Annotated in this window: 23 protein-coding genes and 1 pseudogene; 6 read left to right on the forward strand and 18 right to left on the reverse strand. The window is 63.8% G+C overall.

From position 1 onward, the window contains the following. The first annotated feature begins 16 nt into the window (after positions 1–16). Positions 17–334, forward strand: coding sequence for a PepSY domain-containing protein (locus tag ACMGF8_RS28115; RefSeq protein ID WP_416757966.1), 318 nt, complete (start codon positions 17–19; stop codon positions 332–334). An 81-nt stretch (positions 335–415) separates the two neighbouring features. Here ACMGF8_RS28115 and ACMGF8_RS28120 read toward each other — a convergent pair whose 3' ends face one another. Beyond that, a complete protein-coding gene (locus ACMGF8_RS28120; RefSeq protein WP_416760392.1) occupies positions 416–1,183 on the reverse strand; it encodes a methyl-accepting chemotaxis protein in 768 nt (255 codons plus the stop codon). Between the two features lie 165 nt (positions 1,184–1,348). Continuing rightward, positions 1,349–2,143: pseudogene (locus tag ACMGF8_RS28125) on the reverse strand (methyl-accepting chemotaxis protein); the annotation flags it as partial. 170 nt (positions 2,144–2,313) lie between these two features. Between ACMGF8_RS28125 and ACMGF8_RS28130 the strand changes: the two are divergent. Together ACMGF8_RS28130 and ACMGF8_RS28135 are read left to right on the forward strand one after the other, a co-directional pair. Next, positions 2,314–3,336: a transporter gene (locus tag ACMGF8_RS28130; RefSeq protein ID WP_115580721.1), complete on the forward strand. Its 1,023-nt coding sequence runs from the start codon at positions 2,314–2,316 to the stop codon at positions 3,334–3,336. A gap of 241 nt (positions 3,337–3,577) precedes the next feature. Beyond that, positions 3,578–5,185: an inorganic phosphate transporter gene (locus ACMGF8_RS28135; protein ID WP_102860659.1), complete on the forward strand. Its 1,608-nt coding sequence runs from the start codon at positions 3,578–3,580 to the stop codon at positions 5,183–5,185. Positions 5,186–5,206: 21 nt separating this feature from the next. On the opposite strand, the gene ACMGF8_RS28140 is transcribed toward ACMGF8_RS28135, so the two are convergent. The 6 genes from ACMGF8_RS28140 to ACMGF8_RS28165 form a co-directional block, all read right to left on the reverse strand. Beyond that, entirely contained in the window at positions 5,207–6,529 is a 1,323-nt protein-coding gene (locus ACMGF8_RS28140) for a purine-cytosine permease family protein (protein WP_102860658.1), read from the reverse strand. Positions 6,530–6,640: 111 nt separating this feature from the next. Then, on the reverse strand, positions 6,641–7,615 hold the full coding sequence (locus tag ACMGF8_RS28145) for a biotin-dependent carboxyltransferase family protein (protein ID WP_102860657.1): 975 nt from the start codon (positions 7,613–7,615) through the stop codon (positions 6,641–6,643). Further along, positions 7,612–8,484, reverse strand: coding sequence for a 5-oxoprolinase subunit B family protein (locus tag ACMGF8_RS28150; RefSeq protein ID WP_102860656.1), 873 nt, complete (start codon positions 8,482–8,484; stop codon positions 7,612–7,614). Before ACMGF8_RS28150 ends, ACMGF8_RS28145 begins: the two co-directional genes overlap by 4 nt. Then, positions 8,481–9,854: an acetyl-CoA carboxylase biotin carboxylase subunit gene (locus ACMGF8_RS28155; protein ID WP_250329514.1), complete on the reverse strand. Its 1,374-nt coding sequence runs from the start codon at positions 9,852–9,854 to the stop codon at positions 8,481–8,483. The genes ACMGF8_RS28150 and ACMGF8_RS28155 overlap by 4 nt, the downstream gene beginning before the upstream one ends. Before the next feature lie 10 nt (positions 9,855–9,864). Continuing rightward, positions 9,865–10,107, reverse strand: a complete 243-nt coding sequence (locus ACMGF8_RS28160) for an acetyl-CoA carboxylase (RefSeq protein WP_102860654.1) — start codon at positions 10,105–10,107, stop codon at positions 9,865–9,867. A 94-nt stretch (positions 10,108–10,201) separates the two neighbouring features. Then, positions 10,202–10,960: a 5-oxoprolinase subunit PxpA gene (locus ACMGF8_RS28165; RefSeq protein WP_102860653.1), complete on the reverse strand. Its 759-nt coding sequence runs from the start codon at positions 10,958–10,960 to the stop codon at positions 10,202–10,204. A gap of 211 nt (positions 10,961–11,171) precedes the next feature. On the opposite strand from ACMGF8_RS28165, the gene ACMGF8_RS28170 reads away from it, so the two are divergent. Further along, on the forward strand, positions 11,172–12,089 hold the full coding sequence (locus ACMGF8_RS28170) for a LysR family transcriptional regulator (RefSeq protein ID WP_102860652.1): 918 nt from the start codon (positions 11,172–11,174) through the stop codon (positions 12,087–12,089). A gap of 247 nt (positions 12,090–12,336) precedes the next feature. On the opposite strand, the gene ACMGF8_RS28175 is transcribed toward ACMGF8_RS28170, so the two are convergent. From ACMGF8_RS28175 to ACMGF8_RS28195, 5 genes are all read right to left on the reverse strand, one after another. After that, positions 12,337–12,921 (reverse strand): PqiC family protein, encoded by a 585-nt coding sequence (locus ACMGF8_RS28175; RefSeq protein WP_102860651.1) that lies wholly within the window; start codon positions 12,919–12,921, stop codon positions 12,337–12,339. Then, positions 12,918–14,609: an intermembrane transport protein PqiB gene (locus tag ACMGF8_RS28180; RefSeq protein ID WP_102860650.1), complete on the reverse strand. Its 1,692-nt coding sequence runs from the start codon at positions 14,607–14,609 to the stop codon at positions 12,918–12,920. The genes ACMGF8_RS28175 and ACMGF8_RS28180 overlap by 4 nt, the downstream gene beginning before the upstream one ends. Continuing rightward, entirely contained in the window at positions 14,602–15,216 is a 615-nt protein-coding gene (locus ACMGF8_RS28185; protein ID WP_110651437.1) for a paraquat-inducible protein A, read from the reverse strand. The genes ACMGF8_RS28180 and ACMGF8_RS28185 overlap by 8 nt, the downstream gene beginning before the upstream one ends. Beyond that, complete coding sequence (locus tag ACMGF8_RS28190) at positions 15,216–15,824, reverse strand: paraquat-inducible protein A (protein ID WP_102860648.1); 609 nt, start codon at positions 15,822–15,824, stop codon at positions 15,216–15,218. Before ACMGF8_RS28190 ends, ACMGF8_RS28185 begins: the two co-directional genes overlap by 1 nt. 183 nt (positions 15,825–16,007) lie before the next feature. Next, a complete protein-coding gene (locus ACMGF8_RS28195; protein WP_102860647.1) occupies positions 16,008–16,442 on the reverse strand; it encodes a multidrug/biocide efflux PACE transporter in 435 nt (144 codons plus the stop codon). 89 nt (positions 16,443–16,531) lie between these two features. Between ACMGF8_RS28195 and ACMGF8_RS28200 the strand changes: the two genes are divergently transcribed. Beyond that, positions 16,532–17,386 (forward strand): LysR family transcriptional regulator, encoded by an 855-nt coding sequence (locus ACMGF8_RS28200; RefSeq protein WP_102880623.1) that lies wholly within the window; start codon positions 16,532–16,534, stop codon positions 17,384–17,386. Between the two features lie 42 nt (positions 17,387–17,428). Here ACMGF8_RS28200 and ACMGF8_RS28205 read toward each other — a convergent pair whose 3' ends face one another. The 4 genes from ACMGF8_RS28205 to ACMGF8_RS28220 all read right to left on the reverse strand — a co-directional run bounded on the left by ACMGF8_RS28205 (position 17,429) and on the right by ACMGF8_RS28220 (position 20,049). Next, positions 17,429–18,685, reverse strand: coding sequence for an RNA polymerase sigma factor (locus ACMGF8_RS28205; protein WP_102860645.1), 1,257 nt, complete (start codon positions 18,683–18,685; stop codon positions 17,429–17,431). Continuing rightward, complete coding sequence (locus tag ACMGF8_RS28210; protein ID WP_416757973.1) at positions 18,685–19,176, reverse strand: SRPBCC family protein; 492 nt, start codon at positions 19,174–19,176, stop codon at positions 18,685–18,687. Before ACMGF8_RS28210 ends, ACMGF8_RS28205 begins: the two co-directional genes overlap by 1 nt. 26 nt (positions 19,177–19,202) lie before the next feature. Further along, positions 19,203–19,547 carry a YciI family protein gene (locus ACMGF8_RS28215; protein ID WP_102860643.1) on the reverse strand — a complete coding sequence of 115 codons (345 nt, stop codon included), beginning with the start codon at positions 19,545–19,547 and terminating at the stop codon, positions 19,203–19,205. Between the two features lie 67 nt (positions 19,548–19,614). Beyond that, entirely contained in the window at positions 19,615–20,049 is a 435-nt protein-coding gene (locus tag ACMGF8_RS28220) for a YybH family protein (protein ID WP_102860642.1), read from the reverse strand. Between the two features lie 183 nt (positions 20,050–20,232). On the opposite strand from ACMGF8_RS28220, the gene ACMGF8_RS28225 reads away from it, so the two are divergent. Then, complete coding sequence (locus ACMGF8_RS28225) at positions 20,233–20,718, forward strand: GNAT family N-acetyltransferase (protein ID WP_102860641.1); 486 nt, start codon at positions 20,233–20,235, stop codon at positions 20,716–20,718. Between the two features lie 94 nt (positions 20,719–20,812). On the opposite strand, the gene ACMGF8_RS28230 is transcribed toward ACMGF8_RS28225, so the two are convergent. Continuing rightward, a complete protein-coding gene (locus ACMGF8_RS28230; protein WP_115580727.1) occupies positions 20,813–21,310 on the reverse strand; it encodes a GNAT family N-acetyltransferase in 498 nt (165 codons plus the stop codon). Positions 21,311–21,499: the final 189 nt, after the last annotated feature.

The following is a 21,499-nucleotide window of genomic DNA, read 5'->3' on the forward strand; positions in this document are numbered from 1 at the left end:
CCCAAGGAATCAACCCATGACCAAGTTCTCCGCTCTGTTCGCCGCTGCCGCCCTGGCCCTGACCGCCGGCCTGGCCCAGGCCGATGTCCGTCCGGACCTGATCCCGGGCCTGCTCAAATCCGGCGCCATCATGGACCTGGAAAAACTCAACCAGGCAGCCTTGGCCCAGCACCCGGGCACCACCGCCGCCAGCATCACCGACACCGAGCTGGAGCAGACCGCGACAGGCACCTACGTCTACCAGGTAGAACTGCGTGACAGCAAAGGCATCGAGTGGGACGTGGACCTGGACGCCAAGACCGGCAAGGTCCTGAGCAACAAGCAAGACCAGTAAGCCCCGCACACAGCACAAGGCCGCGCCCCGTTACCGGAGCGCGGCCTTGTGCTTTTGGGCCCGCATAGAGGGTGAGCGGTATCAGGCGCCCAGACGCGCCGTGACTGCGTTCAACTGTCCCGACAGACCGTGCAAGTTGCGGCTCGCCGCTTCTGTGCGCTGGACGTTATCGAGGTTGGTACTGGCAATCGAAGTGATCTCGGTCAGGTTGCGCGAGATGTCTTCGGCCACCGATGTCTGCTCCTCGGCGGCGGTGGCGATCTGCCGATTCATGTCGCGAATCGCTTCCACCGCTTCGGTGATGCGCTCCAGCATTGCACCGGCCTCGGTCACCTGCTGCACACTCTGCTCGCTGCGTGACTGACCGCTCTCGATGGCCTGGGCCGCATCCACCGCACCGGTCTGCACGCTCTGGATGATCTGGTTGATCTCGATGATGGACGCCGCAGTTCGCTGGGCCAGGCTGCGCACCTCATCGGCGACCACGGCAAACCCGCGCCCCGCCTCACCGGCCCGGGCCGCTTCGATGGCGGCGTTGAGCGCCAGCAGGTTGGTCTGCTCGGCGATCCCCTGGATCACTTCCAGGACCTTGCCGATACGCCCGCTGTCAGCCTCCAGGCGGCGGATCACCGTGGCGGTGTTGGCGATCTCGCCGCGCATCTGGGTGATGCTGTGGATCGTGCTCTGCATCACCTGCTCGCCCTGCTGCGCCGACTGGTCGGCATCATCTGCGGCGCGGGCAGCATCGGCAGCGTGGCGCGCCACTTCCTGGGCAGTGGCGGACATCTCGTTCATCGCCGTCGCCACCTGATCGGTGCGGTTGAACTGCTCGTTGGTGCCCTGGGACATGAGGGTAGCAATGGAATTGAGCTCGCCGCTGGAGCTGTCCAGGTCCGCAGCACTGCGCTGCAGGCTGCTGAAGGTCTGGGCCAGGAAGTCACGCAGGGTGTTGGCGGCCCCCGCCAGCCTGCCCAGCTCGTCCTGACGATCGCTGGCCACCCGGTCGGCGAACTGGCCACGGCTGAGCTGGGCGACGTAGTCGATCAACTGGCGGATCGGCTGCACCAGGCTGCGGTTCACCAGCCACAGGCTGAGCAGGCCGATCAGCAAACCGGAAACCAGCATCACCAGGATGCCCAGCCACACCGTACGATCAGCCGCCGAGCTGATGTCCCGGGACTGCTGGTCACTGTGCTTGCGCAGCTCGGTCACCAACTCGCTCATCTGTTCGCTGGTGGCACGGTCCACGCCCTTGACCGCCGCGTCACCGGCACTCGGATCGGCGCCTGCGGCCACATAGGCGTCACGGCCCTTCTGATAGGCCGCCCCCAGCGCACGGTGCTCCTCGGCCAGGCGCTGCACCCGGCTCTTGAAGCCCGAGTCCAGGCCCGGCTTCTGGGCCAACTGGCCGAGGATGTTCTGCACATCCCGCTGACGATCTTCGAACTGCTGCCAGTACTTGTTCAGCTCCTGGGGCTGCTTGCCCCGCAGCAACACGTTCTTCCACTCCTGCACCTGGCTCTTGAACTGCAGGTTGGCCTCGTCGATCAGCTGCGAACTGCGCAGCGGACCTTCGATCAGCTCGCGGTAGCTCTGCACGCCACCGGACAGCAAGTGAAAACACGCCAGGGCGATCAACAACACCGCAAACAGGCTACCGCTCAGCAGGGCAAGAATTTGCGCTCTCAGGGATTTTTGCAAAAACATCGAGAAGATCTCATGGCAGGGATGGAGCAAGCCACTAAAGGCATGCGTAGGTCCGAACTTCCCTGTCAGGAGCATTCGAGGAAAATCGAATGCGCATTGCATGTGAGCGTGATCGGCATCCGCGATCCATTCTTGAGCGCTGCCGACCACTGGTATGGCAACGCGTACTGTGCACTTTGAAACGTCACAAAACTGTCAAAAAGCCTTGCCATGATGAGGCCCAAGTGAACCTGTAACGCCCGCGCCAGGCACTGTCCCTCCTGCGAGACCCCATGAACCACAGCATCGACCAGAGTCACCGCGATTCCGATCTGTTTGGCCTGCTCTACGGTTTCAACTTTCGGCCCGGCGAACGGGGTCATGAACTGGACTCAGCCAAGGCCCTGCAAGCCCTGCAACAGCCGCACAACGACGACCAATTCCTCTGGTTGCACCTGAACCTGGCCCACGCCGCCTGCGAGCGCTGGATGAAAGCCCACCTGCAATTGCCCGAGGAGTTCTTCGAAGCCCTGCACGAAGGCTCGCGCTCGACTCGCATCGAACACGTGGACTCGGCGCTGCTGGCGGTGGTCAACGATGTGGTATTCAACTTCAGCAGCATGGTGTCCTCGGACATTTCCACCCTGTGGGTCTGCGTGCGCAGCAACCTGATCATCAGCGCCCGCCTGCAGCCCCTGCATTCGGTGGACAAGCTGCGCTCCTCGGTCAAGGCCGGCGAACGCTTTCGCTCGCCCCTGGAACTGCTGGTGCACCTGCTGCGCGACCAGGGTGAAGTGCTGACCCAGATCGTGCGCAAGACCAGCCTCAGCGTCGACCAGATCGAAGACCAGTTGCTGGCGTCCCGAGTCTCCAGCAACCGTGCCGAACTGGGAGCCATGCGCCGGGTGCTGGTGCGCCTGCAACGCCTGCTGGCCCTGGAACCGGGCTCGCTGCTGCGCCTGCTCAATCGGCCGCCACAATGGCTGCAGAAGGACGACGTCAAGGAACTGCGCAAATCCACCGAAGAGTTCGCCCTGATCATCAACGACCTCACCGCCCTGGGCGAACGGATCAAACTGCTGCAGGAAGAGATTGCCGCCAACCTCAATGAACAGACCAACCGCACCCTGTTCACCCTGACCGTGGTCACGGTGCTGGCGCTGCCGATCAACATCATTGCCGGCTTCTTCGGCATGAACGTCGGCGGTATTCCCTTTTCCGGCGACCCGGAGGGCTTCTGGATCCTGGTGGCGCTGGTGGCCACCTTCACCCTGATCGCCGGGCGCTGGGCCTTCCGCAAGCGCCAGGACTACTGACCCCACCTTGTAGGAGCCGGCTTGCCGGCGAAGGCTCCCCCAAGGCAGGTGCCAGGCTTGAGGGTCTCTTCGCCGGCAAACCGGCTCCTATGCGATAAGCGGGATAACGGGATGGCCACGCGGGCTTGATTTGATCAACGGAACGGCTCAATCGCCTAAACCATGACCTGAGGCAGTCTCCCTGTAACATTTGGCAACGATCATGGACACCATTCCTTTCCAGCAACAGGATTGTCCAGCAATGGCCACCCCGTCCCTGACTGCCGCCTCCAGCCTCGATCACCAACCGCAACTGGATAAAAAACCCGGCCCCTTCACCCTGGTGGTGTTTTTCGCGGTGCTGGCCATGGGCTTGCTGTTCACCGCCTACAGCCTGGTGCACGACATGCACGAACTGGGCACCACGGTCACCACCTGGACGCCCTTCCTGTTGCTGGGCGTGGCCCTGCTGATCGCCCTGGGCTTCGAGTTCGTCAACGGCTTCCACGACACCGCCAACGCCGTGGCCACCGTGATCTACACCCACTCGCTGCCGCCGCAGTTCGCGGTGGTCTGGTCCGGCCTGTTCAACTTCCTCGGGGTGCTGCTGTCCAGCGGCGCGGTGGCGTTCGGCATCATCGCCCTGCTGCCGGTGGAGTTGATCCTGCAAGTGGGCTCCTCCGCCGGCTTTGCGATGATCTTTGCCCTTTTGATTGCCGCCATCCTGTGGAACCTCGGCACCTGGTGGCTGGGGCTGCCGGCCTCTTCGTCCCACACCCTGATCGGCTCGATCATCGGCGTCGGCGTGGCCAACGCACTGATGCACGGCCGCGACGGCACCAGCGGCGTGGACTGGAGCCAGGCCACCAAGGTCGGCTACGCGCTGCTGTTCTCGCCATTGATCGGTTTCGTGTTTGCCGCCCTGCTGCTGTTGGCCCTGCGCCTGTTCGTCAAGAATCGCGCGCTGTACAAGGCGCCCAAGGGCGACGCCCCGCCGCCGTGGTGGATTCGCGGCTTGCTGATCCTGACCTGTACCGGGGTGTCCTTCGCCCACGGCTCCAACGACGGCCAGAAAGGCATGGGCCTGATCATGCTGATCCTGGTGGGCACCCTGCCCATGGCCTATGCCCTGAACCGCACCATGCCCGCCGACCAGTCACTGCAATTTGCAGCAGTGGCCGAGGTCACCCAGCAAGCCCTGGTGAAAAGCGCCCCGCAAGTGGCCCCCGCCGATCCTCGCGCGGTGCTCTCGGACTACATGCGCAGCAAGGAGGCAACGCCTGAACTGATCCCTGCCCTGGCGGCCCTGACCGGTGCCATCGGTGCCGAGGTCAAGGGCTACGGCTCGCTGGCCAAGGTGCCCGCCGAAGCCATGAGCAACGTACGCAACGACATGTACCTGACCAGCGAAACCATCCGCCTGATGGACAAGAACCAAGTGGGTCACTTCGATCAGGACACCCGGGACAAGTTGCAACTGTTCAAACAGCAGATCGACAACGCCACGCGCTTTATCCCGTTGTGGGTGAAGATCGCCGTGGCCATCGCCCTCGGCCTGGGCACCATGGTGGGCTGGAAGCGCATCGTGGTGACCGTCGGCGAGAAAATCGGCAAGACCCACCTGACCTATGCCCAGGGCGCCTCGGCGGAGACCGTGGCCATGCTGACCATCGGCGCGGCGGACATGTTCGGCCTGCCGGTATCCACCACTCACGTCCTGTCCTCGGGGGTGGCCGGGACCATGGTGGCCAATGGCGGCGGGTTGCAGATGCGCACCATCCGCAACCTGGCCATGGCCTGGGTCCTGACCTTGCCGGCGGCGATCCTGCTGTCGGGCAGCCTGTACTGGCTGTTCACCCAACTGTTCTGAACCGCCGCTGGCCCCGCCCCGTCAGCCGGCGGCGGGCAAGCGGCTGTGCAAACGACTGGCCAGCCCGGCCTGCAAGGCAAACGCCAGGACCCCGGTCAGTGGTGCCGAAAAACTGGCCAAGCCACCCCCCGCCCACATCAGCATCAGGCCCAGGGCCGTGCCGCCGAACCAGGCCGTCAGCCCCACCGGGTTGAAGGCCGCCACGCGCTCAATCGCCGCCACGTCGGTACGCCCCAGCAGAATCTGCGCCAGGGCCACACCGACCCAGGCCACCACGAAGATCCCCTGATAGGCCAGGGCCTTGAGCAGGTAGGCGAACACATCCGCCAGCATCAGGCCGTAGACGATGATCCCCACGGCCACCGCCCACATCAGGTAGGAACCGCGCAGGCCGAAGCGGCCGAAGAACGCCTGCATGTTCAAGGTCGCCAGGTAGTAGTTGGCGGTGTTGATCCGGGTTTGCGTGGCCCAGACGAACAACAGCCCCCACAGCCCCATCAATTGCAGGATCGCCATCACCACCGAAACTTCGTTGAGTGCACCGTCATGGGGAATGCTGCTCACCAGATAGATCCCTGCCGCACCGTTGAGCAAGAACGTCACCGCGTAGAACGGCATGCCGAAGTTCCAGCGACCGTGATAGCCGGCGTCTTCGGGCTTGCCGAAGCGTGCATAGTCGAAGGTGAACAGCATCAGGATCCACACCCCCATGTAGGCCACAAAGCAATCCCACCAGCCCGTGCTACTGGGATTGGCCGGGCCGAAATCCAGCCATTGCGGCTGGTAGCCATAACGGCTGATGGACAGGCCCACGGCGAACAGCAAGCCCCCCAGGTACACCGGCAACAGCACACCGTTGAGCTTGTCCAGCCAGTGCTGCACGCTGCCCAGAATCAACGGCACGCTGTACAGCACCACCACCAGCGCCGCCAGCGGGTACAGCAGTTGCGGGTACAGGTGGTTGAGCGCCACGGCGATCACCGAACCCTCGAACACCGCGTAGTAGATGGCCGTGGAGAAGAAGATCAGGGTCGCCAGGCAAGCCCCGGTGCTGCCGAACAACAACCGTGAAAACAGCGCCACCGAGAGCCCGCTGCGCATGGCGAAGCGGCTGAGGACGCTGTTCACCAGGCCATAGCTGAGCACCGACAAGAGCATGCCGATCAAGGCATTGCGGGTGCCGTAGGACAGGGCCAGGGAAGCGCCGACGACGATATAGAACATCGCGCTGCACACCGCCCACCAGGCCATGGTCAGGGACAGTCGGCCCATGCGTGCATCGCTGGGAAGGGCCACATCGGCCGGGGTCTGCCCGGTTTGATTCGCTTGCGATAAAGCTGCCATGTGCGTGAACTCCAGAACCGATCAAGGATTGAAGCGCGGGCAGCCGTCACCGCACCGAAGTGCGGCGTTGGCCTACCGTTTGGCATGGCCCGCGCGATGCGGCGGGCAGAATCAGGAAGGAAACAGTTTGCTCAGACAGCTGAGCTTTTTCTTGTAGGAGCGCCGGGCCTCCAGCGCTTCTTCGAGGGTCACCGCAACAAAGCGGGCCTTCTGGTTGGGCTGCATCTGGCCGATCAGGTCAAGATCGGCGCTGATCACTGTGCCGATCATGGCGTAGCCGCCACCGGACACCGCGTCCCGGTGCAGGACGATGGGTTCCAGCCCCGCCGGCACCTGGATCGAGCCAATCGGGTAGCAGCTGTCGACGATGTTCGACGGATCGGAACCGGCGCCGAATGGCTGCTCCCGGGGCTGGAAGCTCAAGGCGCTGCCGCCCTTGAAGCGATAGCCGATGCGGTCCGCCTCCGAGCCCACGGTCCAGGGTTCGGCGAAGAAGCTGGCCTTGGCCGCCTCGCTCAAGCGTTCGTAGTACAGCCCCGGCACCACCCGCAGAGTGATTTCGCCGCCCAGGGATTGGCGCAGCGCCATGGGCAAGCTGGCACCGGGACGGCTCTTGCCGCTGGCGACACCCACCGGCAGCTCATCCCCGGCCGCCAGGCGCCGGCCCTGGAAACCACCCAGGGCGCCCAGGGCGTAGGTCGAACGACTGCCCAGCACCAGCGGCACATCGATGCCACCGGCCACCGCCAGATAGGCCCGGGCCCCGGCCTTGGGAAAGTCGAAACGCAGCACTTGCCCGGCCTTGACCGCAAAGGCGGTGTCCAGGTGCATGTCCACGCCATCGAGCTTGGGCGTCATGTGCGCGCCGCAAACCGCCACCAGGGCGTCGGCGCTGAACTCAAGCTCCGGCCCGAGCAGCGTGCACTCCAGCCCCGCCGCGCCTGCCGGGTTGCCCACCAGCTGGTTGGCCGCGCTCAGGGCGTACTGGTCCAGGGCCCCGGACGGCGGAATCCCCAGGTGATAGAAACCTTCGCGACCCAGGTCCTGCACCGATGTGGCCAGGCCCGGTTTGATGACCTTGATCATGCCAGCACCTCCTGCAGCGACTTGGGATAGCCGACCGGGTCGGCGAGAAAGGCATCCAGGGAAAACTCCACCTCGCGGATACGCAGGTCGAAGCGCCCGGCCTCGACTTCGGCCACCGCCTGGTCATAAGCCTCACGATCGATGGGCTTGAACTGCACGATGTCCCCCGGACGGAAGAACACCATGTGCGCCTTGAGGTAGGCCAGTTGCTGCTGCGGGTCGTAGATGGGGGCCGGGGTGACGCCGAACATCTGGTAGCCGCCGGCACCGCGCACCGAGTAGATGCAGCCGAAACAGCCGCCATGACCCAGGGTCAGTTTTGGCGTATCGGTGCGTGGTCGCAGGTACTTGGGCACCTGCAACTGCCGTTCACGTTCGACCATCTGGAACATGAACGGCAACCCGGCGACGAAGCCCACCATGGAGACAAACCAGGGCGCACCGCTGTGGGCGGCGATGAACGCCTCGACGTCCGCCAGGCCATTGATCCGCGCCGCGTACTCCAGGTCCGTGGCGCTGGGGTCCTGGTGCCGGTCGCGAAAGCGCATCAGGGTTTCGTGGGTCCAGGGATCGTTGTAGAGCACGGGGATCTCGATGATCCGAGTGTGCAGGCTGCGCTCGGCCACCGCCCCGGCCTCGGCCTGCTGCACCGCCTCCAGCAGAACCTGCGGAGCGATGCGATCCGGGTCGAAACGAATCTGGAACGAGGCATTGGCCAGGCACACATCCAGCACCCCATCCAACTCCAGGCGCTCCACGGCACGGGTCACCGCCATGCCCTTGAAGAAGGCTTCCAGGGACATGCTGTCGCTGACTTCGGCGAACAGGTGCTCGTCGGCACCAAAGCTGTAGCGGATCGGCTGGTTCATGCGACACCTCCGGCGCGGCGCTCGGCCAGCCAGGTTTCCAGGGTTGCGGTGTGAAAATCGGCCTGCTGCAACCAGGGCTCAGCCAGCAGTTCACGGTGCAACGCCAAGGTGCTGGCCATGCCGGTCAAGGTGGTGTGTTCCACGGCCAGCCGCGCCCGGGCCAGGGCCTCGCCACGGTCACGCCCGTGGACGATCAGTTTGGCCAGCAGCGAGTCGTAATAAGGCGGCACAGCATAGCCCGGGTACAAGTGACTATCGACCCGCACCCCCGCCCCTTGCGGCCAGATCAGTTGCTCGACCTTGCCCGGACTGGGGAAGAAATCCCGCGCTGGGTCTTCGGCATTCAGGCGCATCTGCAAGGCCGCGCCATTGAGCTGGATATCGCTCTGGCGCAACCCCAGGGGCTCGCCCCCGGCGATGCGCAACATGGCCTGGACCAGATCGATGCCGGTGATCAGTTCACTGATCGGGTGCTCCACCTGAATCCGCGTGTTCATCTCGATAAAGAAGAACTCGCCGGTGCTGTCGTCATAGAGGTATTCCAGAGTGCCAGCACCTTGGTAACCCAAGGCTTCGGTGAGGCGCACGGCGCTGCTGCACAACTGCTCACGCTGCTCGGCACTGAGCACCGGCGACGGCGCTTCTTCGAAGATCTTCTGCCGCCGCCGTTGCAGCGAGCACTCGCGTTCAAACAGATGCACCGCGTGTTGGCCATCGCCCAAGACCTGGACTTCGATGTGCCGCGCACGGCCAATGAAACGCTCCAGGTACAGCGCACCATTGCCGAAGGCGGTCTGGGCTTCGCGTTGCGCCCGAGGGAACTCCTCGGCCAATTGCGCCGCATCCTGAGCCAGGCGAATCCCGCGTCCGCCACCGCCGGCACTGGCCTTGATCAACAGCGGAAAGCCCACGCTTTCAGCGGCCTTGAGCGCCGCGTCCAGGTCGAAGAGCTCACCTGGGGAGCCCGGTACCACCGGCACTCCCGCCGCCTGCGCCGTGCGCCGGGCTTCGGCCTTGTCGCCCATGCGGCGGATGGTTTCGGCGCTGGGACCGACGAAGATCGCCCCGGCCTCGACCACCGCCTCGGCGAAGTCGGCATTCTCGGAAAGAAAGCCATAGCCCGGATGCACCGCATTGGCACCACTGGCCTGCAAGGCACCGAGCAGGGCCTGGACATTCAGGTAGCTCTTGTCGGCCCGCGCCGGGCCGATGATCTGCACTTCATCGGCCATACGTGCAGCCATGGAGTCGGCATCCGCCTCACTGCAGGCGGCAACGGTGGGAATCCCCAGGGCCTTGGCCGCACGGATGATGCGCACGGCGATCTCGCCGCGGTTGGCCACCAGCAACTTCTTGATTGCTTGAGTCATGCCCTGGCCCTCACTGTTCGAGCGTCGCGACGACCTGACCCGGTTCCACCGGATCACCGTCTTGCACCACAAAGGCGCTGACTTGACCCGCGCTCCCGGCGGTCAGTTCGGAAAACTGCTTCATGACTTCGATCAGGCCGATCACGGTATCGGCGCTGACGCTGTCGCCGACCTCGACGAAAGGCGCCGACTCCGGGGTGGCCTTGCGATAGAAAGTGCCCGGCAAGGGGGTGATAACACTGTATTCGGCCATGTCTGTTCCTTTTGGAATAGTTGTAGAAAGGCAGGCAAAAAATCAAAACCAGATGAACCCCGCGTCTGTGCGCGGTGCTTCGTATCGATGCGCCTCAGCGCGGTGCGCGCACCTCGATGCCGGCCTGATCCAGCGCCGTGCGGGTGGCCTCCACCAGATCCAGGGCGCCGGGGGTGTCGCTGTGCAGGCAGATGGAATCGAACTCGATGGCCAGGTCCTCGCCTTCAACCGTACGTACCAGGCCGGTCTGGCAAGCGCGTAACACCTTGGCGGCGACGGCAGCCGGGTCCAGGGCGCGCACCTGGCGGGTGAAGACGATGGAGCCGCTGAGGTCGTAATCGCGGTCGGCGTAGAACTCGCGGATCACCGGCTGGCCCAGCTCCTGGGCGACGTGCCAGATCACCGAATTGGGCATGCAATACAGCAGCAGCTCGGGCTCCAGCTTGCGCAGGTTTTGCACCAGCAGCCGCGCCGCTTCCTCGTCCCGGGCCAAGTGCATGTAGAGCGCGCCGTGGGGCTTGATGTGTTGCAACTTCACGCCTTGCACCCGGGCCATTTCCCGCAGGGCGCCGAGCTGATAAAGCATGTCGTCCACCAGCTCCTGGGCCGGTGCGTTGATGTGCCGGCGGCCGAAGCCCACCAGGTCGCGGAACCCCGGATGCGCACCGATAGCCACCCCCAGGCGCTTGGCCTGTTCGATGGTGCGGCGCATGGTGCCGGGGTCGCCGGCGTGAAAGCCGGTGGCGATATTGGCCGAACTGATAAAGCCCATGAGCTCGTTGTCGACGCCGTCGCCAATGGTCCAGGGGCCGAAGCTTTCGCCCATGTCCGAATTGAAATCCACTGCCTGCATCACTGTTGCTCCAACTCTTGTGACTTCGTGCGGTGAAAATTAGAGCGGCCTTGACCCCTTGGGAAGATCTATTATCAGATAGACCATCTTCTGAAAAACAGATAAAGCTCTGCTAGGAGTAGGCAGGCGGTGATCCACGTATCGGCGAAGACCGGCGTGAGATGGCTTTGGCCGGCAAACCGGCTCCTGCAGAGGTGATGGGGAATGGAACATGTCGTTGACCTTGCGCCAGGTGCGCTACTTCGTGGCGACCGCAGAGATCGGGCAGATCTCCCAGGCGGCGATCCACTTGAATATCTCCCAATCGGCGGTGACCACGGCGATCAAGGAGCTTGAAGCCATGCTCGCCGTGCAGTTGTTCGTGCGCTCGGCCCAGGGCATGAACCTGACCGACGCCGGGCGGCATTTTCTCAACCGCGCCTATGTGATCTTGCGCAGTGTCGAGGATGCGCTGAACAGTCCGCTGCCGGACTATCGGGCCAGTGGTGTGCTGCACCTGGCGGCCAGCTACACGGTGATCGGCTACTTCTTGCCGCACCACCTGCAACGCCTGGAGCACTGGCACCCGGACGTCACCATCGAACTCCACGAGCAGGAGCGCCAGGCCATCGAGCAAGGGTTGCTGGAGGGGCGTTTCGACATGGCGGTGGTGCTCACCGCCAACCTGACCCACCCGGACATCGTTTCGGAAACCCTGTTCAACTCCGAGCGCCGGCTATGGCTGCCGGCCCACCATCGGCTCTGCGAACGAGCCAGCGTCAGCCTGGCGGACGTGGCCCAGGAGCCGTTCATCCTGCTCACCGTCGACGAAGCCGAGCAGAGTGCCATGCGCTACTGGGAACAGGCCGGCCAGCAGCCCAATGTCCGGGTGCGCACCAGCTCGGTGGAGGCGGTGCGCAGCATGGTGGCCAACGGCAGCGGCGTGGCGATTCTTTCGGACCTGGTGCATCGACCCTGGTCCCTGGAGGGCAAGCGCATCGAGACCCTGAGCCTGAGCGACGCAGTGACCCCGATGAGCGTAGGCCTGGCCTGGCACCGCGAACGGACTTTCACCCCGGCGATGCAGGCCTTGCGTGACTACTTCCACGACGCCTTCCTCGCGCCCCAGCAACTCAGCGCCCGGCGCTGAACACCTTGCTTGGCGATCTCTTGCCGAACCTCCAGCGGCCTCAAGATCCACGCGTCTCCTACGGAGCCGTTCGCAGCCTGCGGCAGCGGCTACAACCCGACACCTGTAGCCGCTGCCGAGCCCGCGAGGCTGCGAAAAGGCCCGCAGGGCCTTGCCTGGCGATCCTGAGCCAAACCTGTGGCGGCCGGAAAAACCTGCGTCTCCTGCGCAGCCGTTCGCAGCCTGCGGCAGCGGCTACAGGGCTGATTCAGGGGCAGGTCCAGCGCTGTGCGGTGCTGGCGATCTGTGCGGCCAACTGGGCAATGGCCTGTTGATGAGCCTGCACTAGGCTGCTCAGTTCAACACCCGCCGGCTGGCGGATCTGGCTGCTGCAGGTCAAGCTGCGGGCCGGGCCGCCCTCGCCCCGCAAGCGCAGGCTCCAGACCACATCGATCAGCGCGTAACGCCCGGGCAGGGATTCGAAACGCCGTACATCGGTCTGCAACGACAGCACCGGGAGCCCGGGCTGCTTGGGCAAGCCTTCAAGGTTGCGGGTGCCGAGCTTGTGCTCCATCTGGCTGGCCAGGGCGTCGTGGAACTCATCCACCAAGGGCGCGCTCCAGCGCTGGGTTTCCAGGATCGCCAGGGTGCCGCTGTCCTGGCGCACCACCAGTTGCGGCTGATCCACCTGGACCGGGATGCGCACCGTGGACATCTCGAACTGCAGATTCGCGTTGCGGGCCGCAGCGCTGCCTTCAGTCACCGGCGGCATCAGGGTGTAGTAACGGGTCGGCGCAGAGCTGCAAGCGGCAAGTCCCAGGGTCAGGCTCAACAACAAGGCGATTTTTTTCATGGCTGGGCTTCCGGTGCGGATTCGCGGACAGAGGAGGATGGCGACTGGTAGGCATCCGGTTGGTTGTCTTTGAGACGACCGCGAATCAACGCTTCAGGATGACGACCGAGGAAGTCGCTGAGCACCCGTACCGAGCGGGCGGTGCGCTGCACTTCCTCCATGGCCTGGCTGAGTTTCTGTCGCTGCGGCGAATCCTCGGAGAAGCTCTCGTTGGCGCTGGCCAGGGTCTTCTTCGACTGCTCCAGGGTGTCGCGCATCTGCGGCAGCACTTGGCCGTTGACCTGTTTCAGGGTCTTCTGCATCTCCGCCAGGCTGCCATCGAGGTTGGCGGCGATGGAGTCGATCGGCAGCTTGCTGATCTTGTCCACCACGGCCTGCAGTTGTTCCTGCAACTTGTCCATGCTGCCCGGGATGGTGGGGATCTCCAGCGGCCGTGCGGCGGGGTTGTAGGCCACCGGCTTGGCATTGGCGACAAAATCCAGGGAGATGTACAGCTGGCCGGTCAGCAGGTTGCCGCTGCGGGGCTGGGCCCGCAGGCCGTTCTTGACGAAGGCGCCGATCAGTTGCGCGGAGCGGGCGTCGTCTTCGCCGCCGGTCTGCTTCACCAGTTTTTCATGGGCCTTGCCCAGGCGCTCGGGATAGATCACCGCCCCTACCAGGGTGGGGAAATACTTGCGCTGTTCGTCGTAGTCCAGGTCCATGGACACCACCTTGCCGATGTTCACCCCGAGGAACTCCACCGGGGCATTGAGCGACAGGCCGCGCAGGGCCTGATCGAAGCGCATGCGGATGTAATACGGCGCGCCGTCCGGCGGAGCCAGCGCCGTATCCTGATCGCCGAACAGGGTGTATTCGGCATTCTCCTCGGCCGGCTTGGCGTTGGGGCTGTACTTGGGTTCGACGAAGGCGATGCCGCCGGCAAGGATCGAGGACACCGACTCGGTGTTGACCTTCAAGCCGTTGGCGCCCAGGGTCACATCCACACCGCTGGCGTTCCAGAATCGGCTGTCGGTGGTGACGTACTTATCATTGGGCGCGTTGACGAAGATCTTCACGTCCACGCCCTTGCCGCTGTTGGCCAACTGATAGGACACCACCTGCCCCACTTCGATGCGCCGGTAGTAGACCGGCGAACCGATGTCCAGGGAGCCCAGGTCGTCGGTGTGCAGGGTGAAGCGCTTGCCCTTCTGCCCGTAGGTAATGAGCGGCGGGGTTTCCAGGCCCTTGAAGCTGTTCTTGCGCTTCTCCGACTTGCCGGCATCGGCGCCGATAAAGGCCCCGGAGAGCAAGGTATCGACCCCGGAAACGCCGTTGGCGCCAATCCGCGGACGCACCACCCAGAACATCGAGTCGTCGGCGGTGAACGGTTCGGCGGACTGATCCAGCTCGACCTTGGCCAGCACCTTGCGGCGATCGTCGCTCAAGGCGATGGAGGTCACCTTGCCGATCACCACGTTCTTGTACTTGACCTGGGTCTTGTTGGCTTCCAGGCCCTCGGCAGTCTGGAAACTGATGGTGATTTCCGGCCCGGCCGACAGCGAGTTGTGGACCACCATCGACAGCCCCACCAAGGCCGCGACAATGGGCACCAACCACACCAGCGAGACATTGAAACGCCGCGTACGCAGCGCCGGAGCGCCGGGAGCCGGCTGGGAACCTGCCGCCTTGGAACCTGGATGATCAGACATCTTCAACCTCTACATCCCAGATAAGCCGGGGATCGAAACTCATGGCCGCCAACATCGTCAGCACCACCACCAAACCAAAAAACAGAATGCCCATCCGCGGATCGATGGAACTCAGGGCCCGAAACTGCACCAGGGCCGCCACCAGGGCCACCACCAGCACATCGAGCATCGACCAATAGCCGATCACCTCGATAAAACGGTACAGCCTGGCACGCTCGCGCTGGGCCCAGAGGCTGCGGCGCTGGCAGGTCACCAGCAAGGTGCCAAGGACAAAGAACTTGATGCAGGGCACCACCACGCTGGCGATGAAGATCAACAGGGCGATGTCCCAGGAGCCGTGTCTCCAGAACTCCACCACGCCGCTCATGATGGTGTTTTCACTGGCGCTGCCAAAAATACTGGTGTGCATCACCGGCAGCAGGTTGGCCGGAATGTAGAAGATCAGGCTGGCCACGAGAAAGGCCCAGGTCCGCGCCAGGCTGTTGGGCTTGCGCGCATGGACCACGGAGTCGCATCGGGGGCACTGGTGCTCGGATTGCTCGCAGACCTGGCCACAGGTGTGGCAGAGCATCAGTTGATAGTCCCGGGCGTAAGGGGGCGTATTCATCAGTAGCGACCCTCCAGGTCATCCCACAGATAGCGGATGTCCTTGCCGGAAATCAGGATGATCAGCACCGTCAGCATGGCCAGGGCCCAGAGCCCGAGGCCGGGGTGCACATCGAGCATGCCAGCGAGCTTGACGATGGCCACCAGAATGCCCAGCAGGCACACCTCCAGCATGCTCCACGGCCGCAGGTGCTCCAGGGCCCGCATGCAGGCCTTGAAGCCTGGCGCGGCACGATCGAAATTGGCGAACCCCAGCACCCAGCACAGCAGGATGATCTGCAGGCACGGCGCCAGAATGATGGTCAGGCCGGTGATCGCCGCAATCAGGCTGATGCGGCCCTGGGCCAGGGCTTCTACCGATTGCCAGAGCGTGGCTTCGTTGCTCAGGCCTTCGAGGCTGATCTTGATCACCGGAAACAGATTGGCGAAGACGAACAACAACCCGGCGGTAATCGACAAGGCGAACAGCTGCTGCACGTTCATGTAGCGGGCACGGGCCAGCAACGCGCCACAGCGCGAGCACTGAGCGGCCTGGCCTTTGCCGAGCGGCACGGATTCGTACAGCGAATCGCAGTGTTCGCAGATGATCCAGTTGCGGGAAATAGTCATGGTCTTCAGATAGTCGGGAGGGCTGCTGGTTCAGTGACGGCCTCCAGCGGACGCACATTTTCAGAAAAACCCGAGGACGGTGTCCAGTTCTGTCTGAAATCAGCTCGCAGACCTCTACGCCATAATAGGCCCCCCGTGGGTTTTCGCCGGCCGAAACCGGCGACTATCACAAAGGCCTGCGGCTCAATGAGCCAGACGCTGTTGCAACCACTTGTCCCGCAGTACGTCGTAGGCCCAGTGGTAGAGGTAGGTGTAGGGCAGAAAGAACAACAGCACGCCGATATCGAGGATGAACGCCTGCAACAGGCTGACATTCAACCACCAGGCAATCAGCGGTACCCCCATCGCCACCAGACCGCCTTCGAACAGCAGGGCATGCAGGACCCGGGTCCAACCATTGCGTGCAAGTTGCAGGCGCTTGAGCAGACGATCGAACAGACCGTTGAACACCACGTTCCAGATCAGCGCCAAAAGGCCGATGCCGATGGTTACCAGGCCCATGTCAGCCATGGGTTTATCCATGATCCAGGACAGCAGCGGCGTGCAGATCAGCACGGCCAGCAGCTCAAAACCTACAGCCTGGAAAATACGTTCGGTAAGGGATTTTTGCAGGCTCATTGCCGTGCTCCTTGAGTGAATGTGTTGGCGATCTTCCAGGATCAGGTCGATACTTAATAATCAATAACCATCGACCAAGGCGATAGTTCATGGCCTCACACGAAGTGCTGCTGGCGTTCGTCCAGGCAGCGACCCAGGGTTCCTTTTCCGCCGCAGCCCGCAAACTGGGCAAGAGCCAGTCCACCATCAGCGCGGCAGTGGCCAGCCTGGAAATCGACCTCAACGTGCAATTGTTCGATCGGGCCAGCCGCAAGCCCGGCCTGACCCCCGCCGGGCAGGTGATGCTGCAGCACGCGGAGGAAATCCTCGCGGCCACCAGCCGCCTGGAAATGGCCGCCAGCCAACTGTCCCAGGGAGTCGAGGCGAAACTCACCGTTGCCCTGTCCGACACCTATCAGTCGGATCGCTTTGAAAGCTGCCTGAGCGCCTTCGAGCAGCGTTACCCGGACCTGGAACTGGAATGCCTGATTGCCGAATGCGAAGACCTGATTGCCCTGGTGCAAAGTGGCCGGGCGCACATCGCCTTCGCCGAGATGCAGGCCGATTACCCGGCGGACCTGGATCACCAGACCCTGGATGAACAGGGTGAAATGTCCCTGTACGTCTCCCGCAAGCATCCCCTGGCCCGGCTCGAGCACGTCGATCAGGAAGCCCTGCGCCAGCACCGGGAACTGCGCTTGGCGACAGTGCTCAACCCCTACGACAGCCGTCCCCAGGGACGGGTCTGGTCGGCGCCCAGCTACCTGATGCTGCTGGAAATGGCCCAGGGCGGTTTTGGCTGGGCGCCGTTGCCGAGCTGGCTGGTGGAAGGCTTCGGCGCCGGCAAATTGCAGGAACTGAACGTACGCGGCTGGCCGCGCAAGGTGGTGGTGGATGCCCTCTGGTCGCGCCTGCACCCGCCAGGGCCGGCCGGGAGCTGGCTGTTGGGGCGGATGCTGGAGTGAGGCAGCTCGGGTATCCGCCCCTGTAGAGCGCGTCCTGTAAAGCTACGCAGAGCTGGAGACCAGTTGGGCCAGGCGCGCTTCGAGAAAACGCCGTTCCGGAGCTTGCCGGGTCAGGGCCAAGGCTCTTTGGTAGGACTCCCGCGCCGCCTCGACTCGCCCCAACTGCCGGCAGAAGTCGGCACGGGCAGCGTGGATCAGGTGGTAATCCTGCAAGTCGCCGCGCTGCAGGATGGCCTCCACTTGCTCCAGGCCGGCCGCGGGGCCGTCACGCTTGGCCAGGGCCACGGCACGGTTGAGCTCGATCACCGGCGAAGGCTGCAGCCGCAGCAACACCTCATACAGGCCGACGATCTGCGGCCAATCGGTCTGTTCGGCGCTGGGAGCCTCGGCATGCACCGCGGCAATCGCCGCCTGCAGGCAATAGGCTCCGCCGCGTCCGCTGCGCAACCCGCGCTCCACCAGGGCGCAACCTTCGTCCATCAAGGCCCGCTGCCACAGGGAACGGTCCTGCTCATCCAGCAGGATCAACTCGCCCGTGCTGGAGAGTCGCGCCCCACGTCGCGACTCGTGCAACAGCATCAGGGCCAGCAGGCCCAATACCTCCGCTTCCGGTAACAGCTCCAGCAGCAGGCGCCCCAGGCGTATCGCTTCACGGGTCAGGTCCTCACGGGTCAACTCGGCCCCCATGGACGCCGAATAACCTTCGTTGAACACCAGGTAGATCACTCGCAAGACACTGTCCAGGCGCTCGGGCAACTCGTCCAGCGTCGGCACCTGATAGGGAATTCCGGCGTCGCGGATCTTCGCCTTGGCCCGCACGATACGCTGAGCGATGGTGGCCGGAGAGACAAGAAAGGCCCGGGCGATTTCCTCGGTGCTCAGGTCGCAGATTTCCCGCAGGGTCAGTGGCACCTGGGCGTCTGCCGCCAGCGCCGGGTGGCAACAGGTGAAGATCAGCCGCAGGCGATCGTCCTGCACGTCCTCACCCTCCCAGTCGTGCTGTTCCAGGTGCTCCAGCTGGCTGACCAGCGCCGCCTGGGAAGCGGCGAAGCGCGCCCGCCGGCGCAAGGCATCGATGGCCTTGAAGCGTCCAACGGACACCAGCCAGGCCCGAGGATTGTCCGGGACGCCGTCCTTTTGCCAACGCTCCACGGCGACAAAGAAGGCCTCGTGCAAGGCCTCTTCAGCCAGGTCGAAATCCCCCAGCAGGCGGATCAGGGTGGCGAGAATGCGCCGCGATTGCTCGCGGTAGACCCGCGCCACCAGGACCTGTAGGGCCTCACCGGATTGACCCGGCATCAGTCCGCCATGCCTTGGGTGACCAGGGCCACCAGACGCTCCAGGCTCTCTCCCCAACCCTGGTGAAATCCCATGGCTTCGTGGGCTTGCCGATCGGCTTCGCTCCAATGCATGGCGCGGGCGGTGTAGAGCGTCTTGCCGTTCTGCTCCTCGAAGGTCACTTCAGCGGTCATGAACGGCTTGCCCGAAGGAATCCAGCCCGGCACATAGGCATCGGTGAACACCAGGCGCGACGGCGCGTGGATCTCCAGAAACACCCCCATGGTCGGGTATTCGGCACCATCCGCAGCCCGCATCAACGTGCGAAATTGACCACCGACCCACAGATCCATTTCACACTCCGGGGTGGTCATGCCGTGCGGCCCCCACCATTGCGCCAGCAACGCCGGCTCGGTCCAGGCGCGAAACACCCTGGCCCGCGGCGCATCGATCAAGCGGCTGATGGACAGTTCATGCTCGGCGGCCTGGCGGCCGACTGTTGAAAAGGTCATTGGCAAACTCCTGCTTATGCTTGTTATCAGGGATTGAGTTCACGCACAGGACGCACTTCGACACTGCCGACCCGGGCCGCCGGAATGTTCCCCGCCACCTGGATCGCTTCATTCAAATCCCTGGCCTCGATCAGGTAGAAACCGGCCAGTTGCTCCTTGGTTTCGGCGAACGGACCATCGGTGATGGAAAGCTTGCCGCCACGCATGCGCACCGTGGTGGCGGTCTGTATCGATTGCAACGCCTCGGCGGCAAGCATCCGTCCGCTGCCCTGGACCGACTCGGCATAGGCCTGGCACTCGGCGTCCTTGGGGCTCTCGGGCAAGCTGTGCAACAACTGTTCATCGCTGTAGACCAGACAGAGGTATTTCATGGGTGTCTCCGGGTTCGGGCTGATCAACTATGGTTGCTGTTTTGTCCTTTGGCGAACCACCCGCTCATCAAGGTTGCAGATCGAACTGAGTGGTCCCGGTCTGCATGTCGAACGGCGCCGACCAGTGCTCATGCACCACTTGCCACTGCCCGTCGCGCAGCTCATAGGCGGCGCTCACCCGCATCCAGCAGGCCTTGGTCTGCCCTTGGGCATCCGTGCCCCCGCAATGGGCCAGCCAATGGGCGAACGCCAGTTCCTCGGCGGCCCGCACCCGCAGCTGGTGGAACTCGAAGATGCCCGGCCCCGGGCACTCCTGCATGCAGGCCTGCCAATGTTCACGGTAGGCCGCCTTGCCCGAATACTGCAGGGCGCCGACGGCGTCGAAAGAGACGATGTCATCGGCGTAAAAGCTGACGATACGCTCGATGTCCCTGGCGACCACCGCCTGCTGCCAATGGCCGATCAGGCTGCGGATCTGTGCTTCGCTGGATGGGTTGTGCATGGCAAAACTCCTCAAGAGTGGAATCAACCGGCACCGGGCAGCCCCTGCAAGAGCGCACTTGAATGCTCGGTTCACCCTTAGTCGTCTGGCCAGCCAGACAATCGACAACCTCGATAAAAAATTTTACCGCTCGGGCAAAATCGCTAGAATCCGCCCCCTTCCCTCCCCTGGACAGTCCCGCCAGTGACCACTCGTCTCGTGCCTTATGAACAGCTCGACAGCCATCAGCGTGCCCAACTGCTGAGCCTTGAAGTACGGCCTGAACAGAGAGCGTTTTCCGGGGATATCCATGGCGCGCTGTACACCCTGGGCAATGCACCGGCCGGCGCCATCAAGGGCTTTGCCCTGCTCAGCGACGAACGGCCGGTGGCGTTCCTGCTGCTCAAGCACGCGCCTTGCCTGCCAGCCTGGGCCGAGGCCGACCACGCCACCCTGCACGCCCTGCAAGTGGACCTGCCATTCCAGGGCCAGGGACTGGGCACCGCCTGCCTGCAAGCCCTGCCCGGCGCCGCGCTCCAGGAATGGCCGCAGCTCAAGGGCCTGATGCTGGCGGTGGATGCCGACAACCACGCCGCACTCCAGCTCTATCTCAAGCTGGGCTGGGTCGAGAATGGCGAAGCCTGCAAAGGCCGGATGGGTTATGAACGCAGGATGGTCCTGGCGTTTTGAGTTCAGCACTTCAACTCAAGGGCACTCCTGCTTAGCAGCCCCCTGAAAAGCCCCTACGCCGGCGCCCCTTGTGCATCAGGGGCATGCCTGGGACTTACACCCCCCGCACCATCTCATGCCAGGCCATGCCGCCGTGGTCCGACGCCGACGCCTTGACATAGACGAAGCCAAAGCGCTCGTAGAGCGGTACATGGCGTTCCTTGCACATCAAGTGGATGCGCGCCTTGCCCAGCTCGGTCATGCGTGCAATGAAGGCTTGCAACAGTTGCCGGGACAGACCCTGGCCCTGGAAATCCGGATGCACCACCACCGACATGATCACCACTTCGGAACCGGCCGGGTCGTGGCCGATCAGTTCCTTGAAGGCTTCGTCGGCCATCTGCACCTCGAAGGTGGCACCGGAGTTGATGAAGCCGGCCACTGCCCCCTCCACCTCGGCAACGATAAAGCCCTCGGGCCAGGTAGCGATGCGGGTAGCGATCTTTTCCCGAGTCGCGGCTTCGTCGCCTTCGTAGGCCAGGGTCTCGATGGCAAAGCAGGCATCCAGGTCGGTGGGCAGGACGGTACGGATCAGCGGGGTCGAAGCAGTCATGGGCGGCAACCTGAAGACGGTGAAGGATGGCCGATTCTAGCAAGAGTGGCGTTATGGGGAGCCTGGCGTATGCAGGGCATAGGGATAGTCGGGGCCGCCGTAAAGCTTTCATATAAACCCTGGCAAGGGCGGCGCCCAGGGATTATCTATCTGATCCCCGACGCCTCCTGGCCGGCCCCATCAAGCCGG

The sequence above is a fragment of the Pseudomonas sp. BNK-7 genome, assembly GCF_048072025.1.
GTDB lineage: Bacteria > Pseudomonadota > Gammaproteobacteria > Pseudomonadales > Pseudomonadaceae > Aquipseudomonas > Aquipseudomonas danubii.

What these genes read in the sequence shown, in the direction of transcription:
- ACMGF8_RS28115 (WP_416757966.1), top strand. Translation starts at nt 17, where the DNA reads ATGACCAAGTTCTCCGCTCTGTTCGCCGCTGCCGCCCTGGCCCTGACC.
- ACMGF8_RS28120 (WP_416760392.1), bottom strand. Translation starts at nt 1,183, where the DNA reads ATGTCCCAGGGCACCAACGAGCAGTTCAACCGCACCGATCAGGTGGCG.
- ACMGF8_RS28130 (WP_115580721.1), top strand. Translation starts at nt 2,314, where the DNA reads ATGAACCACAGCATCGACCAGAGTCACCGCGATTCCGATCTGTTTGGC.
- ACMGF8_RS28135 (WP_102860659.1), top strand. Translation starts at nt 3,578, where the DNA reads ATGGCCACCCCGTCCCTGACTGCCGCCTCCAGCCTCGATCACCAACCG.
- ACMGF8_RS28140 (WP_102860658.1), bottom strand. Translation starts at nt 6,529, where the DNA reads ATGGCAGCTTTATCGCAAGCGAATCAAACCGGGCAGACCCCGGCCGAT.
- ACMGF8_RS28145 (WP_102860657.1), bottom strand. Translation starts at nt 7,615, where the DNA reads ATGATCAAGGTCATCAAACCGGGCCTGGCCACATCGGTGCAGGACCTG.
- ACMGF8_RS28150 (WP_102860656.1), bottom strand. Translation starts at nt 8,484, where the DNA reads ATGAACCAGCCGATCCGCTACAGCTTTGGTGCCGACGAGCACCTGTTC.
- ACMGF8_RS28155 (WP_250329514.1), bottom strand. Translation starts at nt 9,854, where the DNA reads ATGACTCAAGCAATCAAGAAGTTGCTGGTGGCCAACCGCGGCGAGATC.
- ACMGF8_RS28160 (WP_102860654.1), bottom strand. Translation starts at nt 10,107, where the DNA reads ATGGCCGAATACAGTGTTATCACCCCCTTGCCGGGCACTTTCTATCGC.
- ACMGF8_RS28165 (WP_102860653.1), bottom strand. Translation starts at nt 10,960, where the DNA reads ATGCAGGCAGTGGATTTCAATTCGGACATGGGCGAAAGCTTCGGCCCC.
- ACMGF8_RS28170 (WP_102860652.1), top strand. Translation starts at nt 11,172, where the DNA reads ATGTCGTTGACCTTGCGCCAGGTGCGCTACTTCGTGGCGACCGCAGAG.
- ACMGF8_RS28175 (WP_102860651.1), bottom strand. Translation starts at nt 12,921, where the DNA reads ATGAAAAAAATCGCCTTGTTGTTGAGCCTGACCCTGGGACTTGCCGCT.
- ACMGF8_RS28180 (WP_102860650.1), bottom strand. Translation starts at nt 14,609, where the DNA reads ATGTCTGATCATCCAGGTTCCAAGGCGGCAGGTTCCCAGCCGGCTCCC.
- ACMGF8_RS28185 (WP_110651437.1), bottom strand. Translation starts at nt 15,216, where the DNA reads ATGAATACGCCCCCTTACGCCCGGGACTATCAACTGATGCTCTGCCAC.
- ACMGF8_RS28190 (WP_102860648.1), bottom strand. Translation starts at nt 15,824, where the DNA reads ATGACTATTTCCCGCAACTGGATCATCTGCGAACACTGCGATTCGCTG.
- ACMGF8_RS28195 (WP_102860647.1), bottom strand. Translation starts at nt 16,442, where the DNA reads ATGAGCCTGCAAAAATCCCTTACCGAACGTATTTTCCAGGCTGTAGGT.
- ACMGF8_RS28200 (WP_102880623.1), top strand. Translation starts at nt 16,532, where the DNA reads ATGGCCTCACACGAAGTGCTGCTGGCGTTCGTCCAGGCAGCGACCCAG.
- ACMGF8_RS28205 (WP_102860645.1), bottom strand. Translation starts at nt 18,685, where the DNA reads ATGCCGGGTCAATCCGGTGAGGCCCTACAGGTCCTGGTGGCGCGGGTC.
- ACMGF8_RS28210 (WP_416757973.1), bottom strand. Translation starts at nt 19,176, where the DNA reads ATGACCTTTTCAACAGTCGGCCGCCAGGCCGCCGAGCATGAACTGTCC.
- ACMGF8_RS28215 (WP_102860643.1), bottom strand. Translation starts at nt 19,547, where the DNA reads ATGAAATACCTCTGTCTGGTCTACAGCGATGAACAGTTGTTGCACAGC.
- ACMGF8_RS28220 (WP_102860642.1), bottom strand. Translation starts at nt 20,049, where the DNA reads ATGCACAACCCATCCAGCGAAGCACAGATCCGCAGCCTGATCGGCCAT.
- ACMGF8_RS28230 (WP_115580727.1), bottom strand. Translation starts at nt 21,310, where the DNA reads ATGACTGCTTCGACCCCGCTGATCCGTACCGTCCTGCCCACCGACCTG.